This is a genomic window from Leptospira gomenensis (assembly GCF_004770155.1).
In the GTDB taxonomy this organism is placed as follows: domain Bacteria; phylum Spirochaetota; class Leptospiria; order Leptospirales; family Leptospiraceae; genus Leptospira; species Leptospira gomenensis.
This window is the reverse complement of sequence record NZ_RQFA01000080.1, coordinates 227,834-243,481: the sequence shown is the minus strand read 5'-3', so window position 1 is coordinate 243,481 and position 15,648 is coordinate 227,834. Positions and strand designations below refer to the sequence as shown.

The window sequence follows — 15,648 nt, the reverse complement described above, 5'->3', positions numbered from 1 at the left end:
TGAATATTCAAATTTCGTTGAATAAAATCGTTCCTTTTCGCAATTTTTTGATATATAGAGAGAATGAAAAATAAAATAGAGAAGAATGAAGATCCCAGCGAAGAAATTTCTTTTTTTAAGAAAGTTTACGCTCTCGTTAGGAAAATTCCCAAAGGAAAGGTAAGTTCGTACGGACGGATCGCGGCCCTTTTGGGGAAACCGAGGGCGGCTCGCGCAGTAGGATACGCGTTAAATGCCTTGTCTAAGGACCAGGAACAAAAGGTTCCCTGGCAAAGGGTGATCAACGGTCGGGGGAAAATCTCCTTCCGAGGAGATACGGACCGGTCGATTTTACAGAAAAAAATATTGGAGGACGAGGGGATCGTGTTCGATTCTACGGAAACGGTCGATTGGAAACGGTTCGGATGGCCTAGTTTAACGTCGGCTCCGTCTCGAAATAAACGAAATCCGAAAAATAATACGAAATGAATTTCTTTCGTTGTTTGCAAATCGATCCTCGGATAGGATTTAGCAGAATATGACGATAAGAAATAAACCCGTCGTTTTGACCGTAGCCGGTTCGGATTCGGGAGGCGGAGCGGGAATTCAAGCGGATCTAAAAACCTTTACCGCGTTAGACGTCTTTGGAACTTCGGCGATCACTTGCTTAACCTCACAAAATCCTTCCGTTGTGACAGGAATTTTAGAGGTCGATTCCGATTTTCTCGAAAAACAAATACGGGCCGTTATGGATTATTTCCCCGTAAAAACGGTAAAAACCGGAATGCTTTTTTCCGCTGCGATCATAGATAAAACCTTTTCGTTGTTAAGCGAATATAAGAAAAAAGGAAAATCTTTTTCCCTGGTTGTAGATCCGGTTATGGTGGCAACAAGCGGGGCGAAACTTTTACAGGATTCCGCGATCGAGATACTATTGCGAAAACTGATTCCGATTTCCGATTTAATTACTCCGAACCTGGACGAAGCCGAAATCCTTTCCGGAAAAAAAATCGAAACCGCTTCGGAAATGGACGCCTTAGTCCGTGAAATCTTCGAAATCTATCGCGTTCCCGTACTTCTCAAAGGCGGACATTTAAAGAACGAAACGATCGCTCTCGACGTTTTTTTCGACGGAAAAAATTCCGCAACATTCCGAAAGCCATTCGTAGAAGGATTTTATCCGCACGGAACAGGTTGCACTTATTCTTCGGCGATAGCTGCACATATCGCGAGAAATTTCGGTTTAACGGATTCCATTTTTAAAGCGAAGGAATATCTTCACGCCGCGATAGAACACGCCTACTATGCCGGAAAGGACAAAACCCTGGATCATACGCCGTACGCTTCCTAAAATCGGAAACGGTCATTTTGTTTCGTTTAACAATTTTTCGTTTACGGTTTTTTCCAAAATCGTCAGAGGAAGAGAACCGCTTTCCAAAACAGCGGAATGAAATTCCTTGATGTCGAACTTTTCCTTTTTTACCGCGCGGACCTTTTCCCTCAGCTCGAGAATTTTCAACATACCTAGTTTATACGAACAAGCCTGCCCCGGGTAAACGATGTAACGTTCTATTTCCGCAGTCACGTCTTTCGGAGGCATTCCAGTATTTTCCATCATATACGAGATCGCCTGTTCCCTACTCCAACGTTTGTAATGTAATCCGGTATCCACCACCAAACGGACCGCGCGGAAAAGTTCTGCTTGTAGTCTTCCTAAATCGGAATACGGATCGTTGAAAAAATCGTAATCCTTGGCGAGACGCTCCGCGTATAAAGCCCAACCTTCCACGTAGGCGGTGAAAGTGATCGTATTTCTGAAACGGGGAAGCCCTTTCAATTCCTGCATGATCGCAATCTGAAGATGATGGCCCGGAATAGCCTCATGATAGGTTAAAGTTCTCATTCCGAACTTGGGAATTTCCTTGGTATCGCGCAAATTAGCGTAAAAAATTCCGGGTCTTGAACCGTCTAACGCCGGTTCGTCGTAGTATGCCCCGGGAGCGGTTTTTTCCTTGAAGACGGGGATTCTTTCCACTTCCACCTTACTTTCGGGCATTCTGCCGAATAAAGGCTCCGTTTTTTGGATCGAATCTTTTAGAATATTCTTATATTCTTCTAGAGCTTGTGTTTTTCCATCCTCCGTATCCGGAAATAAAAATTCCGGATCTCTGCGGAGTTCCGCCATGACGGAGGGAATCGAGCCGGATTTTCCCAATCTTTTTAGTATGAACTTCATTTCGTTCTGAATTCGTTCCACCTCGGACAATCCCAGTTTGTGGATTTCCTCCGCGCTCAAATCTGTAGTCGTGTGTTTTTTTAATTCCTGCGCGTAATATTCGTCCCCTTCCGGCAATTTCCAAACACCGGCCTTGGAATCGGCCTTTTTTCTCTGCTCCGAAAAAAGATTTAACAATTTTGAATATTCAGGAAATATACTGCTTTTTATCGATTCTTCCGCCCGGGAAAGAAGTCGTATCTTTTCCTCCTTAGGTATCGAATCTATTTTGCCAATCTTCCTTTCGAATGAAGTATATAAAAGATTCTCCTTTGCAGAAGAGGAAATAAACCCCCGCACTTCGGATATCAAACGGTCCAGAATGAAATCGGGAGGAAGAATTCCTTTTCGTTCCCGAAGCAGAATTCCTTCGATGAGTTGTTCTATCTTTTTAGGAACCGCTTCCAATCGAACGATATAATCCTCTGCGTCGGATCTATTTTTAATCGGATGTTGAGTCGCCAAAAAAGTGGGGAGTTGACTTTGAACTCCGAAAAGCTGATTAGCGGGATAATCGTGAAATAAAAACTTTCCGCCGGAAACCCGCAATTCCAAAGACCATTCTAAAATTTCGAACGAAAGAAGCTCCTGGCCGTTCAAACCTTCCTTTCCGTAGGATCTAAGAATTTCAAGGTTTTTCCTCGCCATTTCCAAATCCTGCTTTTGTTTTTCGACCGATATGTCCGTTAGTTTTTTCTGATATCCAGTGATTCCAAATCGGCTGAGAACCCCCAAGGAAGTAAGATATTCCGGATCTTCCAGAATCGATTCCCAAAAAAATTTTTCGTAGAACAATCCGAGTGTAAGCGGTTTAAAAAAAATCGTATGAACGATCAGACCGAAACATACGGCAATCGAAATTAACGGAACTAAAAGGGAACGTTTTATGATTTTGGAATACGACATGAAATCACTGATATCGAAAGAACGGATGAATGAAAATTCTATTTTACGAAATCGCGAACCAAAAATCGAAAAAAGTTTTCCGAAGACGGAATACTATTCAGGTATTTCGATGCCTATAAAAGTAAGATCGTCCTGAAACGGAGTTCCGTTTAAAAAATCGCGTAATTCTTTAAGAACAAGGTCCACGGTTTGACGTACATCTTCGTCTGAGCCGCTCTTAAATATCTCATAAAGACGTTCCTCTCCGAAAAATCGGCGTTCCTCGTTTTGCTCCTCGAAAAGGCCGTCCGAAAAAAGAAATAATTTATCTCCGGCGTCGATCTTAAGGATCTTATCTCGATAAATGGATGTCGGCGAAAGTCCGATCATTCTTCCGGTTTTAGGAAGTTTGTGCGGTTCCCTTCCTTGAAGAAGGATCTGCTCCGGATGTCCGGCCGAAGAATATCTCAGAATCCCTTTTTTCAGATCCAAATCGGCGAGAATACAAGTATAGTAAAGATTCAGCGATCTGAATTTTGATATGAATTCTGTATTCAAAATTTCTAATATTTCACCCGGGCTTTTTCCGGAATACTTTACGAATTCGTAATTCACTTTGATCGCCATAGTTATCAACGCGCCCTGTACTCCGTGACCCGTTGCGTCGGCGAGAAAAAACCGATATGTTCCGTCTCCGAGACGTGCTACGTCGTATAAATCGCCTCCCACCTCGTCCCGGGGAAAATATTCCGCGCACACTAAAACGTCTTGGTATTGGTCGAATCCGGAAGGAAGGATACTTTTTTGGATTCGAGTGGCGGTGGACAAATCCTTTTTGATGATCTGAAATGATTTGTTCAATCTCGTCATCAGGTCTTCGATCGTTTGCCTTTCTTCGGACAACTTACGTTTGTCTTTACGGGACTCGCGCAATAACCTTTGCACCGTTTCACTCTGACTTTTTAGAAAACCGGAGGTCACACTCATCCAGTAGAAATAGATGAGTATCGTCAGTACGAGAACGATAAAAAATATCACCAAAGTGCGGTCCGAAAAACGGACCGGGGGAGTTCCGGCCACTCCCGTAAAATAAAGAAAGAACAAAGACGATGAATAGATCAACGCACCAAATATGAAATAACGCCGTTTCATCACGCCGAAGGAACCCAGATAAGCCGCGTATAGAATCGTAACCATAACGACCAAAAAATCCGGAACTTGGACCGCAAGCCACGCATTGAAAAAAAGCATGGGAACATACCATGCGAAAAAAGAGACGCGCGTCCATTTTTGAAGATTCCATTTTCCGGAAGCCAATTGATAATTGAGCGGGATCGCACTGAGCGCATTCAATATTACAAAAAGCGAAAGTTCAAGATAGGAAATATTCTCCAATCCTTCCGTATTCGAAAACTTAAGAACGGAAAACAAAACGGAAACGAAAGCCCCTCCTAAAATCGAATTGAGGGTTATAGGAAGACGAAACGCCTTTTTAAAATCGGAAAAAGACATGAAACTTTCAGAGTAAAGGAACGATGACAAAAACGATGAAGGAGAGCAAGCCGGTCCAAATCGTGGCCGAAACGAAAGAAAAGGACAGAGAATTTTGCCATTGAATCAGCGGAGTTGCTACGAAAAGGACCATTCCCAAGTAGGAAAGATACGGAGAACGATCATAAAGATGTTTTTGCCATTCTATAAATCCTTCCCGAAAATCTTTTACGTCTCCTCTGAATTTCAGATCCAAAATGACTTCTCCGATCCAACCCGAAATCGAAAAGAACAGAGACCAAATCGAAAACAAAAGAGGCGCCTTGAAGGAAAGAAACTCCCTTCCGAAAAGAAAATAAAAAACGAAAAACGCGATTCCGGATATCGGAATTCCCGGATAAAAAACTTTAAGTCTTAAAAACTTACTTTCGGAAAGATATCGGAAAAAAGAAACCGCTTTGGAAGATTGAAACGATCCGCAAAAAACGCACTGAACGGAATCCTGCAAGATATGGGTTCCGCAGTTTCTGCAGAATCGTTTCTCCGTCTCCATGAACTAAACCGAAATCAACTTTGATTGATCAGTTGGTTGATCAGCTGGCGCAGAAAATCTACGTCGGGAGTTCCGCTTTTCGGAAGAGGTTTGCCGTTTATGAATAAAGTCGGCGTGGAATTGATCTTCAGGACTTCCGCCTCTTCCACTTCCCTGGAAATCTGATCGCGAACCTTGGTCGAACTCATACAAGAACGGAATTGATCCATATTCAGACCGTTCCTTTCCGCAAGTCGTATTACGGTCGCAGCGGTGTGCATAACGCCCGCTTCGTTGTCGTCGTAAAGACCCGTATAAACCGGATAGAATTTATTCTGCTGATTGGCGCAAAGCGCCGCGCTTGCCGCAACACAAGAACTCGCTTCCGGGGATTTTCTTCCCACGAGACGATTACAGTTTCCGTCCAATGGAAAATTCTTATATGCAACTTTTATAATACCGTTATATTCGGAAAGGAAAGATTTTAAGATTTTACTAGTGTGCATACAATGACCGCAGTTGAAGTCCGCGTATTTTACGATGGTTATCGGAGCGTTCGGATCTCCGACCACGGGAACATCCTTTAAATCGATCCGGACCGTCGGAGTTTTTTCGAATTCTTGAATCAACTGAGCGGCGGTTTTTTCTCCGAATCCGCCGGAAACCAAACGGGATCCGCCCGTTGATATCCTTCCGCCGTAAAGACCGACGACGAAAAACGAAAGCACAACGATCAAAAGATTGAGGTATTGTCCGTTCAAGGACGCTGAAACCGCGGGGATCGATTTATCCGAAAGGGATTTAAAGCCGGAAAAATTTACCGCAAGAAGGGCGATCGTGATTACATACGTTGCGGCGCAAAGACCGCATAACGCTTGGATGACTCCCACGGAAATAGCGAACAATCCCCCGTCTACGATCAAACCCAAAAGTAAAACGTAAAAAGCGATTCTAAGATTGGAATCCGCGGTTTCCTTTTTGATTTCGGAAAGAACGAAAAGAAATCCGACGAAACCGTAGAATACGAAACCGAATAACGCGATCGGAATATCTCCCAAAGCGGGAACGTTACGGATCGCGGAAAAAGAGCTTTCGGAAACCTTGTCGCAAGAGCCGGGTTCGCTCAAAGTGTTACACAACGCTTCTCCTACGGATCCCGGATCTCCGTAATATTTTTGGATCAATAAAAAGGAAAGAATCAGTCCTAACGCGGAAAGAACGACGGATATTTTATTTTTGGATGATTGTTTCATGATATTCCCCGACCTGTAAGATCGATTTACCTTTATGTATGGTTCCTGGTTCTATGGAAAGAAAAATCCGGCTGAATCCGCTCTTTCCTCAAAGAGAAGAAATCGCTTCCGCTAAATCCAATTTCCCTTCGTACAACGCTTTGCCCGTAATCACTCCGTAAAGGGGAATTTCCGTTTTGAGAGAGGAAAGATCCATAAGATCCTTTAAGGAAGAGATTCCTCCGGAAGCGATCAACTGAAACGGAAACGAATTCAGAATTTCTCGATAGGCTTCCAGATTGGGTCCGGCCAAGGTTCCGTCCTGCGCTATATCGGTAAAGACTACGTGTTCGATTCCCGCTTTCGCAAGACGTTCGAGAAGATCCCGGTAATGAACTCCCGAATCCTTTTCCCAACCAGCGATCTTCACCAAACCGTCGCGCGCGTCCACGGCGACGACGACACGATCTTTTCCGTATGTTTCGAGCGCGTGTTTGAGAAGATCGGGATCCGTAACCGCGGCGGTTCCGATGATAAAACGATGAATTCCGATCTTATCGTAATAGGCGAGTTTTTCCTTGTCGCGGATTCCTCCACCGAGTTGAACCTTCAGGGAAGTCGTTTCACAAATCTTTAATATAGAAGTTTCGTTGATTCCGATCTGGTTTCTGGCACCGTTGAGATCTACGAGATGCAAAAGAGAAGCTCCGTTTTTCGAAAATCCTTCCGCGAGTTTCCAAGGTTCGGAGGAATAAATTTTTCGGTCGTCGTAGTTCCCCTTAAAAAGACGGACCGCGCAGTTATCCAATAAATCGATGGCGGGAATGATGATCATACGGATTGAATGAAATTCTCCAAAAGTTTAAGACCGTGCGTGTGCGATTTTTCCGGATGGAATTGGGTTCCGAAGATGTTATTCTTTTCCACGACCGCCGGAAATTTCTCCTGATAATAGTCGCAAAGTCCGGTAATCGCGTTTCCTTCCGCGTCGGTGGGACGGAACGAATGAATGAAATAAAAAAAGGACTGATCCGGAATTCCCTGTAAAAGAATACTCTTTTCTTTTTTGCGGATCTGAAGACGGTTCCAACCGATATGAGGAACCTTAAAATCTCTGCCTTGAAATTTTCTAATCTTCCCCTTTATATAACCGAGGCCGTCGATCTGTTCCTTTCTCGTGCCTTGGGCGATCTCTTCGGAGGATTCGAAAAGAATTTGAAAGCCTATACAGATTCCGAACAAAGGTTTACCGCCTTGCACGTGTTTGTCGATCGTATCCCGAAGTCCGGTCGCATTCAGATTCTCCATAGCCTTATCGAAATGTCCGTCTCCCGGCAATATTAGAGCTTTTGAATTTTCGATTTTCGTTTTGTCGTTCGTAAAAACGAAATCCTTCGTATAAAGTGAAACGGCCTTGAGACAGGAATGGATGTTTCCCATTCCGTAATCCAGGATGGCGATCACTCTAACACTCCTTTGGTGGAAGGAATCGCGCCGGCTGCGGCGGAATCCTGTGCGATCGCCATTCGGAGCGCTTTGCCCAGGGCCTTAAAAATGGATTCGTGAATATGATGACGATTATCTCCGTAATGAACCACGACGTGAAGATTCATCTTCGCGTTCAACGCAAGTTTTTGGAGAAACTCGAGGGAAAGTTCCGCATCGTAAATTCCGAACTTACCGGTGAGTTCGGGTCCGGTGTATTTGAAAAAATATCTTCCTCCGAGATCGACGGCGACGGTGGTTAACACTTCGTCCATAGTGAGAGTGAAATGACCGTAGCGAAAAATTCCCGCCTTATCTCCGAGTTGTTTGTGGATCGTGGAACCCAATAAGATCGCCGTGTCTTCGACGGAATGATGACAATCGATTTCGATATCTCCTCGCAGCCAGAGATCTAAATCGATCAAGCCGTGTTTTGAGATATGGGAAAGCATGTGCTCGAAGAAAGGGATCTCGGTATCGAAACGATATTTGCCGGAACCGCGCAGGTTCATCTCCAACTTGATTTCGGTTTCGGAGGTTTTTCGTTCAGCTTTCATTCTACCTGGATCATAGAATCGGACGGATCTCCCTGTCAATGAATTCCAAAATAATGGATGACGTAAAACCCGAGTCTTCCGAAATTGTAACAGCAGTTTTCACTGCATTCCACCTCGCCGAAGTGGCGGAATTGGTAGACGCACTGGCTTCAGGTGCCAGCGATCGCAAGGTCGTGGGGGTTCGAGTCCCTTCTTCGGCAGAAATCAAAGTTTAAATACGAAATGGGACTCGAAGATTTCGAGCGGGAGCGTTTTGAGCGACCCATAGGGAGCGAAAAAACGCGATGCGAATCCAGGATGGATGAGCGCGCGAGAAAGACGCCGTGGAGCCAAGCCGAGCACGATGCGAGGCTGCGCAACGGCGAGTCCCTTCTTCGGCAGAAATCAAAGTTTAAATACGAAATGGGACTCGAAGATTTCGAGCGGGAGCGTTTTGAGCGACCCATAGGGAGCGAAAAAACGCGATGCGAATCCAGGATGGATGAGCGCGCGAGAAAGACGCCGTGGAGCCAAGCCGAGCACGATGCGAGGCTGCGCAACGGCGAGTCCCTTCTTCGGCAGAAATCAAAGTTTAAATACAAAATGGGACTCGAAGCGAGAACTTGAAAGCGTTTTGAGCTTTCGTAAAAAGCGAAAAACGCGACCGAAGCGCAGGATGTGCTGAGGCAAGTTCGAGACGCCGTGGAGCCAAGCCGAGCACGATGCGAGGCTGCGCAACGGCGAGTCCCTTCTTCGGCAGAAATCAAAGTTTAAATACAAAATGGGACTCGAAGCGAGAACTTGAAAGCGTTTTGAGCTTTCGTAAAAAGCGAAAAACGCGACCGAAGCGCAGGATGTGCTGAGGCAAGTTCGAGACGCCGTGGAGCCAAGCCGAACACGAAGTGAGGCTGCGCAACGGCGAGTCCCTTCTTCGGCAGAAATCAAAGTTTAAATACAAAATGGGACTCGAAGCGAGAACTTGAAAGCGTTTTGAGCTTTCGTAAAAAGCGAAAAACGCGACCGAAGCGCAGGATGTGCTGAGGCAAGTTCGAGACGCCGTGGAGCCAAGCCGAGCACGAAGTGAGGCTGCGTAACGGCGAGTCCCTTCTTCGGCAGAAATCAATCGTTACAACCCGGTAATACTTGGTTGAATTTTATTCCGCAAAATTCCTAAATGGGACGAGATCGTCGTAAGGCGGAGATTCGCATTGATTTCCAAAAAAGGGACAACCAAGAATAAAAAGGATCCGAACGGCGATTTCGCGAAAGATTCCCTTTCCTTAAATCCAAGAAAAGAGCCTTCTCAAAAAAGATCCATAGATAGGGTTCAAAAAATTCTGGATGTAGTATCTTCTCTCTTGGAAAAACACGGAGCGGAAGCGATCACGACCAATATGATCGCTCAGGAAGCGGAAATTCCCATCGGTTCTTTGTATCAATACTTTCCCAATAAACACGCGGTCCTCAACGCGGTTGGACAAAGACATTTGGAACGGGTCAACCAAATGTTAACGGAAATTTTTCAATCGGATCTTACCGGACGTTCTTGGCAGGACTTGATCGACTCCGTCATCGATTCGTTCGCGAATTTTTATCTTACCGAACCCGGATTCGCTCCCTTGTGGTCTTCTATGAAACAAGATCCGGAATTGATCGAAATCGACCGGGAAAACAATATCAAAATTTCCGAAAACGTTTCCCGAATTCTTTCTCAATTCGACGTCGATCCTGCCGAAAATAAGATCATATCGAGAATCGTCGTCGAAGTTACGGACGCGATCCTAAACCGATGGATTCGGGAACAAAAAGATAAGGAATTCTCCAATCGAATGATGATCGAATTGAAGTTGATTCTAAAGTCCTATCTTACCTTATATTTTCCGGGAGAGAGAAAAAAACTTTGATCCGGATTCTTCTTTTCGAATTTCCTCTAACGACCTTTTTCGTTTTTCTAATGACGCTCACTTTTTTCGGAGTGAATCTATTTCTTCCGGAACATTTGATCTCCAAGTATTTCCTCAATCATCCCGGACAAATCCATCCGATCGCTTGGATCGGCGCCGTATTTTATCACGGCAGTTTGATTCATCTTTTCGGAAACATGTTTTATCTATTCTTTTTGGGAAGAGCGGTGGAACACAAAGCCGGAAAAGGAAGATGGCTTCTTTTCTTTTTTATGGCGGCCTTGATCTCTTCTTTGCTCGATTCGTTTATCAGAGGAGTGGTCTTACGAGATCCGACTCCCGTAGTCGGAGCATCGGGAGCGATATCCGGAATCGCGGCGGTCGCCGCGTTACTCTCTCCGTTCTCGTTACGATTCAACGGAAAAAACATCCCGTTTCCGGTATTTCTTGTCGCTTGGATCATGGTGTATTCCGATATCAGCAACGTCTTTACGGACGACGGAGTAGCTCGTTGGGCCCATCTGGGAGGTTTTATATCGGTGATCTTTGCCGCTTATTTTTTAAAACCTACCGAAAGAAAACAGCTACATTCGGGATTTATTCTCAATCTTATCTTCATCGTTTTGACTTTGATTTTGGCGTTCTTTTATTCCAATCGATGAGCTTGGATGGATCGGCCGTTCGTTCGAAAGAATAAAAATGATTGTCATTTGCGAAAAATAATAAGTCCCTGTAAGGAAATTCGGAGAAGCGATCATCCTTGAGTAAACACGGCCTTTTTCAAATCACTCAAAAACTTTTTTTAAGAAAAGAGGAGGAATTCCTCGTATTACGGGATCGTAAATCCGGCCTAGGAGATCTTCCCGGAGGAAGGATGAACGAGGACGAATTTTTCGAAGATTGGAGCCTCAGTATGGAGCGCGAAATCGAAGAAGAATTAGGTACGAACGTTCGAATCCGCGTTCGGCAAAAACCTCTTTTTGTACACAAACACAGGGTAAACGAAGGGAATTTTCCGTGTATCATCATCGCGTATCACGCGGATTTTCTCGGAGGAGAAATCGTACTTTCCGAAGAACACGATTATATAGCGTGGGAAAACGTGAAAACCTACGATCCCAATTCCCTGTTTTCGGAATACATGCTCGACGCAGTAAATCTATATCTCAAAGAATACGCCTCGTTAGTTCATTAGAAAAAAAGAATATGACTCCTTTTTGGAAAAATACAATCGCAGCACTCGTGCTCCTTCCCGTCCTTTTTATCTTTGCCGTCTTATTTTCAGGAAAACCGGTCTCGGACGAACAATACAACTCCCTGCCCCGGAAGGAATATCAGATCCTGAGTGCAGGATACGACAGAAATGCGGGAAACGTTCTCGCGATCCAACCGGAATGGAAGTTGGAGGATTTTTCTTCGGAGGAAAGATTTTTAAAATCTTTGGAAGCTCCGATCAAACAAGCGCAACAAAAAGGTTTAATTAAGAAGAACACCTTGGTCGTATTTCCGGCGCACACGGGAAGTTTTTTATATTTCCTACATTCCCGGCGCGACGTATTTCAACGTTCCGGATTGGAAGAGGCGTTTCAAGTTCTAAGATACGAACTATTATTGAGACGATCCATCGAAAAACTCTCGGGAGAAGCCGAAAATCCCGTTAACGGAACGGCTCGCATCTATAAAAGAATTTTTTCCAATCTTGCAAGAACATACTCGGTCTATCTGCTCGCGGGTTCCATAGTATCCGATGAAGCCGCGCTCGAAACGATTTTCAAAGACGATAAAAGCGAAAGGAATCTTTCCGAAAAAGAAAACGAATGGAAAGAAATTTCCGTCCTGTTTCAACCCGACGGAAAAGTCGCGAAGGAAATCCTTTATCGTTCTCCGTCGGAAAATTGGAAACGGTATTTCGATGCGTTTCAGGGAAACGTTTCTTTTGCAAAGGTTCCCGTCGAATCTGAAACTACAAACTCTTTAGTAACGGTTCAGTTTCCCTTTGCGAGATTCGCGATTTTTTATCTGGAAACTTTGAAGAACGAGGAATTTCAGGAAAGGGTAAAGAAGACTTTCGTTTCGAGGGTTGTGGCCATCGGAGAAACCTCTTCCGAAACCTTTCTTAAGGACTGGGCGTCCAAGTCCAATTTCGAATCCACGGTTCGAATCGTCCCTTCCGGTTCGTATTTGGATTTAAACCAAGGCGGAGGAAGTTACGTCAAAACGAGATATGGCGCACCCATCCCCGGGGTAAACAGTCGGGAACCTTTGATTCTCAACTTATTTCTGTAAAACGGCGACCGATATCCTCGAATGAATTCGCTCGTATATTAAAAAAAAGGAATATAAAAGGGAAACGTAAAAATTCCCTATTTACTTCGCACTTCTTCGTACAACTTCCAGATGCTCCAATCCTCGGGTTGAAAATCCAATTTGCTCAAAATCAATTGGCCCGGTTCCGTTTCGCAAACGATACGATCGTCTCCGGAAAGAAAAGCTCTCTCGCAAAGAATCGGCAAATTTTGGCTTTTTTTCAAAGGTCCCCAGAGATGGACCTTACCCGAATATCCGGATAAAAATTCGTTCTTTTTGGCGAGTTTCCAAGGATTGATCTCCTTTCGGCTTACGGTAAATAATTTTGTGATCACCGGTTTTCCCTTCGCGGAAAAATTGATTCTTCGCAAATGGAGTTTGCCGATCTCACCGCCGATATAATATGCGTTTTCCCCGTTTCCGTAATACAAGATCGGACTGAGGATATCCTTATCGATCTTCTCCACGTTTTTTTGCGAAGGTTGAAACCAGTAAAGATTGTATGCACCCGCGTTTCCGGAAAAGATCAAAAAGGAATTTCCCGCCGGATACATCAAGGAGCGGGTTTTTAAATTCGGAAAAGGAGATACGATTTTCTCCTTATTCAAAACGAGAACCGGCTTCCGCGGCTCCACGGTTTTTTCCTCGTAGAGATTATCGTCCACGAAATAATAAATTTTGGAACCGTCGGGCAGAATCGATCCACGGTTTTTGCACGAAACTTGGGCGCCGGCTTCGTAAGAGAGGCTGGAATTTTTGAGGGAAATCGCGACGTATCTACAACCCCCGGAAGTCTGCATCGGATATTCGACGAGCGCATAATTGGCGTTTTGCGAAAGAGAAAGATTGGAAGGAACCTGATCCAAACTTCTGGAATTAGTTTCTCCCGCCGCGAGATCCTGGAAAAAAATCTTCTGATCTTCGGTCCAAACCAGTTTCAAACGATCGTGGGAGAATTCGATCACTCTAGGAGAATCCGGATTTTCAGAGGAAAGAATTTCGTCTCTGTCCTTGGGGGATTGGAGTTTTTCCTTGAGTTTCTCCGCCGCTTTCTCGTATTTTTCCTGTTCTATAAATTCCTGGATTTCTTCGATGAACGTTTCGTGACTGCTTTTGCAGACGCCTAAAAACAAAAGTATCAAGGCGGTCGCCGACGCTAATTTCGTCTTTCCGGAAAAAAATACGGAGTCGTTTGTATGTTTCGAAGTGTATTCAAATTTCATAATATAATATCGATTCTCTTAAAACTTTATTCGTTGACGACCGGATAAAATTCCAATTCTTTCCGGAATAGGTCCTCGGCGCGTCTTCCCGTAGTTTTCGTATCCAAAAAGGAAATTCCTCCGTTCAACAACGCGCCTATATACGGAAGCCAAGCGTATCTCGACGCGGAGTTGCCCGGGTTTTTACGGAATAATTTCCAACCGAGGTGATATCCGATCGATCTTAGAATTTCCAACGTCGCAGGTCGCACCAATACGCGGCTACCGGTATCTCGGACGATGGAACGTATCAATGCGTGGTTTTTATCCGGAAAAATACAATAACTCATGATTTCCGGAGTTACCTGTGTTTCCTTTCCGAACAGAGCCGCGATGTCCTTTACGAGATGACCTTGAATTCGATAGAATAAAATCATTTCGGGCAAAAGCGTCAAATATCCCAAATGCCGTTTCGGAATCGATAAACCGGCGCTGATCGCTCCGGCTCGAATCGACGCCTTTTGGACGCATTCTTGGATCAAATCGGAAGGATCTCCCACGGTTTTACCGAACGGACTGCGGTACCCTCTGAGATCTGTCAGTAAGGTAAGGAATTTTTCAGAAAAGGCTTCTGCGACGGAAATATGGTTTTCCATAGAGCGGGTTGATTTACAAAGGAAAGGTCGAGTTCCTTCAATGATAGATAGACTTGAAAAAATACAAGAAAAATACCTTCGGATCAGCGAAGAGCTGAACCTAGCCAAAGATCCTTCCGCTTTGAAAAACCTTTACAAGGAAAGATCTAGGCTCACTCCTTTGTATCTCAAAGTGGAGGAGTATCTCAAACTTTATAAGGACAAAAAAGACGCGGAAGAATTGATCCAATCCGAAAAGGACGAAGAAATGCATTCCATGCTCAAGGAAGAAATCCGGGAAGCGCAGGAACGTCTTGAAAACCTAGAAAAGGAATTGGAAATTCTGCTTTTGCCTCCGGATCCCAATTCGGGGAAGAACGTTCTCGTAGAAATCCGGGCCGGCACCGGAGGAGAGGAAGCCGGTCTTTTTGTAGCGGATCTTTTTCGGATGTATTCCAAATTTGCGGACAAACAAAAGATCAAATCGGAAGTGATCGATTCCTCCCCCACGGGAATCGGCGGTTTAAAGGAGATCATCTTCGCGTTGGAGGACGATCGAGCGTACGATCTGTTCAAATTCGAAGGCGGAACCCATCGTGTACAAAGAATTCCGAGCACCGAATCGGGAGGAAGAATTCACACGAGCGCGGTGACGGTAGCCGTTTTACCGGAAGCGGACGAAGAAGAGATTCAAATCAACGAAAACGATCTGAGAATCGACGTATATCGTTCCTCCGGGGCGGGAGGCCAGCACGTCAACACGACCGATTCCGCAGTACGGATCACACACATTCCGACCGGTGTTGTTGTGGCTTGTCAGGACGAAAAATCGCAGCACAAAAACAAAGCCAAAGCGCTTCGAATTTTGAGCGCGAGAATTCTCGAAAAACAGGCCGAAGACAAAAAGCAGGCTTCGGATGCGATCAAAAAACAAATGGTGGGAAGCGGCGATCGTTCGGAGCGGGTAAGGACCTACAACTTTCCACAGGGAAGATGTACGGATCATCGGATCGGTTTTACGAGCCACAATCTTGCGGCGATTATGGAAGGTGATTTGGACGAACTGATCGGAGCTCTTACCGAAGAGGATCGCTCCCGTAAAATTTCCGAAACGCAAACCAAGTAAAAGATTTTCTAGTTCGAATTTACGGATTGAAAAATCCGGGAAACCTTCCGGACTGGAAT

General features: G+C 44.8%; 15 protein-coding genes, 1 tRNA gene and 1 pseudogene. 8 read left to right on the top strand and 9 right to left on the bottom strand.

All coding sequences use genetic code 11. The annotated features are described in order from the left end of the window. Positions 1-63 precede the first annotated feature (63 nt). Together EHQ17_RS18695 and thiD are read left to right on the top strand one after the other, a co-directional pair. On the top strand, positions 64-468 hold the full coding sequence (locus tag EHQ17_RS18695) for an MGMT family protein (protein ID WP_135593551.1): 405 nt from the start codon (positions 64-66) through the stop codon (positions 466-468). A gap of 49 nt (positions 469-517) precedes the next feature. Next, positions 518-1,330 carry a bifunctional hydroxymethylpyrimidine kinase/phosphomethylpyrimidine kinase gene (thiD, locus tag EHQ17_RS18690; protein WP_135593553.1) on the top strand — a complete coding sequence of 271 codons (813 nt, stop codon included), beginning with the start codon at positions 518-520 and terminating at the stop codon, positions 1,328-1,330. A gap of 12 nt (positions 1,331-1,342) precedes the next feature. Here the strand turns inward: thiD and EHQ17_RS18685 are convergent, their stop codons facing one another. The 7 genes from EHQ17_RS18685 to hisB all read right to left on the bottom strand — a co-directional run bounded on the left by EHQ17_RS18685 (position 1,343) and on the right by hisB (position 8,436). Continuing rightward, positions 1,343-3,160, bottom strand: a complete 1,818-nt coding sequence (locus EHQ17_RS18685) for a DUF885 domain-containing protein (RefSeq protein ID WP_135593555.1) — start codon at positions 3,158-3,160, stop codon at positions 1,343-1,345. 93 nt (positions 3,161-3,253) lie between these two features. Then, on the bottom strand, positions 3,254-4,651 hold the full coding sequence (locus tag EHQ17_RS18680) for a PP2C family protein-serine/threonine phosphatase (RefSeq protein WP_135593557.1): 1,398 nt from the start codon (positions 4,649-4,651) through the stop codon (positions 3,254-3,256). A gap of 7 nt (positions 4,652-4,658) precedes the next feature. Next, entirely contained in the window at positions 4,659-5,183 is a 525-nt protein-coding gene (locus EHQ17_RS18675; protein ID WP_135593559.1) for a zinc ribbon domain-containing protein, read from the bottom strand. 14 nt (positions 5,184-5,197) lie between these two features. Further along, a complete protein-coding gene (locus EHQ17_RS18670) occupies positions 5,198-6,415 on the bottom strand; it encodes a vitamin K epoxide reductase/DsbA family protein (RefSeq protein WP_135593561.1) in 1,218 nt (405 codons plus the stop codon). Between the two features lie 88 nt (positions 6,416-6,503). Next, on the bottom strand, positions 6,504-7,229 hold the full coding sequence (hisA, locus tag EHQ17_RS18665) for a 1-(5-phosphoribosyl)-5-[(5-phosphoribosylamino)methylideneamino]imidazole-4-carboxamide isomerase (RefSeq protein WP_135593563.1): 726 nt from the start codon (positions 7,227-7,229) through the stop codon (positions 6,504-6,506). Further along, positions 7,226-7,858 (bottom strand): imidazole glycerol phosphate synthase subunit HisH, encoded by a 633-nt coding sequence (hisH, locus tag EHQ17_RS18660; RefSeq protein ID WP_135593565.1) that lies wholly within the window; start codon positions 7,856-7,858, stop codon positions 7,226-7,228. Before hisH ends, hisA begins: the two co-directional genes overlap by 4 nt. Next, a complete protein-coding gene (gene hisB, locus EHQ17_RS18655; RefSeq protein ID WP_100745643.1) occupies positions 7,855-8,436 on the bottom strand; it encodes an imidazoleglycerol-phosphate dehydratase HisB in 582 nt (193 codons plus the stop codon). The genes hisH and hisB overlap by 4 nt, the downstream gene beginning before the upstream one ends. 116 nt (positions 8,437-8,552) lie before the next feature. Here hisB and EHQ17_RS18650 point away from each other — a divergent pair. From EHQ17_RS18650 to EHQ17_RS18630, 5 genes and pseudogenes are all read left to right on the top strand, one after another. Continuing rightward, positions 8,553-8,636: transfer RNA gene (locus EHQ17_RS18650), tRNA-Leu, on the top strand. Between the two features lie 987 nt (positions 8,637-9,623). Beyond that, positions 9,624-10,335, top strand: a pseudogene (locus tag EHQ17_RS18645) (TetR/AcrR family transcriptional regulator); the annotation flags it as partial. 34 nt (positions 10,336-10,369) lie between these two features. After that, the gene (locus EHQ17_RS18640) at positions 10,370-10,981 is read left to right on the top strand and encodes a rhomboid family intramembrane serine protease (RefSeq protein WP_425460730.1); all 612 of its coding nucleotides are present in this window, start codon (positions 10,370-10,372) and stop codon (positions 10,979-10,981) included. Between the two features lie 98 nt (positions 10,982-11,079). Next, complete coding sequence (locus EHQ17_RS18635) at positions 11,080-11,514, top strand: NUDIX hydrolase (RefSeq protein WP_135593573.1); 435 nt, start codon at positions 11,080-11,082, stop codon at positions 11,512-11,514. Between the two features lie 11 nt (positions 11,515-11,525). Further along, a complete protein-coding gene (locus tag EHQ17_RS18630; RefSeq protein ID WP_135593575.1) occupies positions 11,526-12,605 on the top strand; it encodes a hypothetical protein in 1,080 nt (359 codons plus the stop codon). Between the two features lie 77 nt (positions 12,606-12,682). Here EHQ17_RS18630 and EHQ17_RS18625 read toward each other — a convergent pair whose 3' ends face one another. Next, positions 12,683-13,768: a hypothetical protein gene (locus EHQ17_RS18625; protein ID WP_135593932.1), complete on the bottom strand. Its 1,086-nt coding sequence runs from the start codon at positions 13,766-13,768 to the stop codon at positions 12,683-12,685. Positions 13,769-13,875: 107 nt separating this feature from the next. Further along, positions 13,876-14,484: a hypothetical protein gene (locus EHQ17_RS18620; RefSeq protein WP_135593577.1), complete on the bottom strand. Its 609-nt coding sequence runs from the start codon at positions 14,482-14,484 to the stop codon at positions 13,876-13,878. Between the two features lie 40 nt (positions 14,485-14,524). Here EHQ17_RS18620 and prfA point away from each other — a divergent pair, with 40 nt between their 5' ends. Then, positions 14,525-15,589, top strand: a complete 1,065-nt coding sequence (gene prfA, locus EHQ17_RS18615; RefSeq protein WP_135593579.1) for a peptide chain release factor 1 — start codon at positions 14,525-14,527, stop codon at positions 15,587-15,589. The last annotated feature ends 59 nt before the right edge of the window (positions 15,590-15,648 follow it).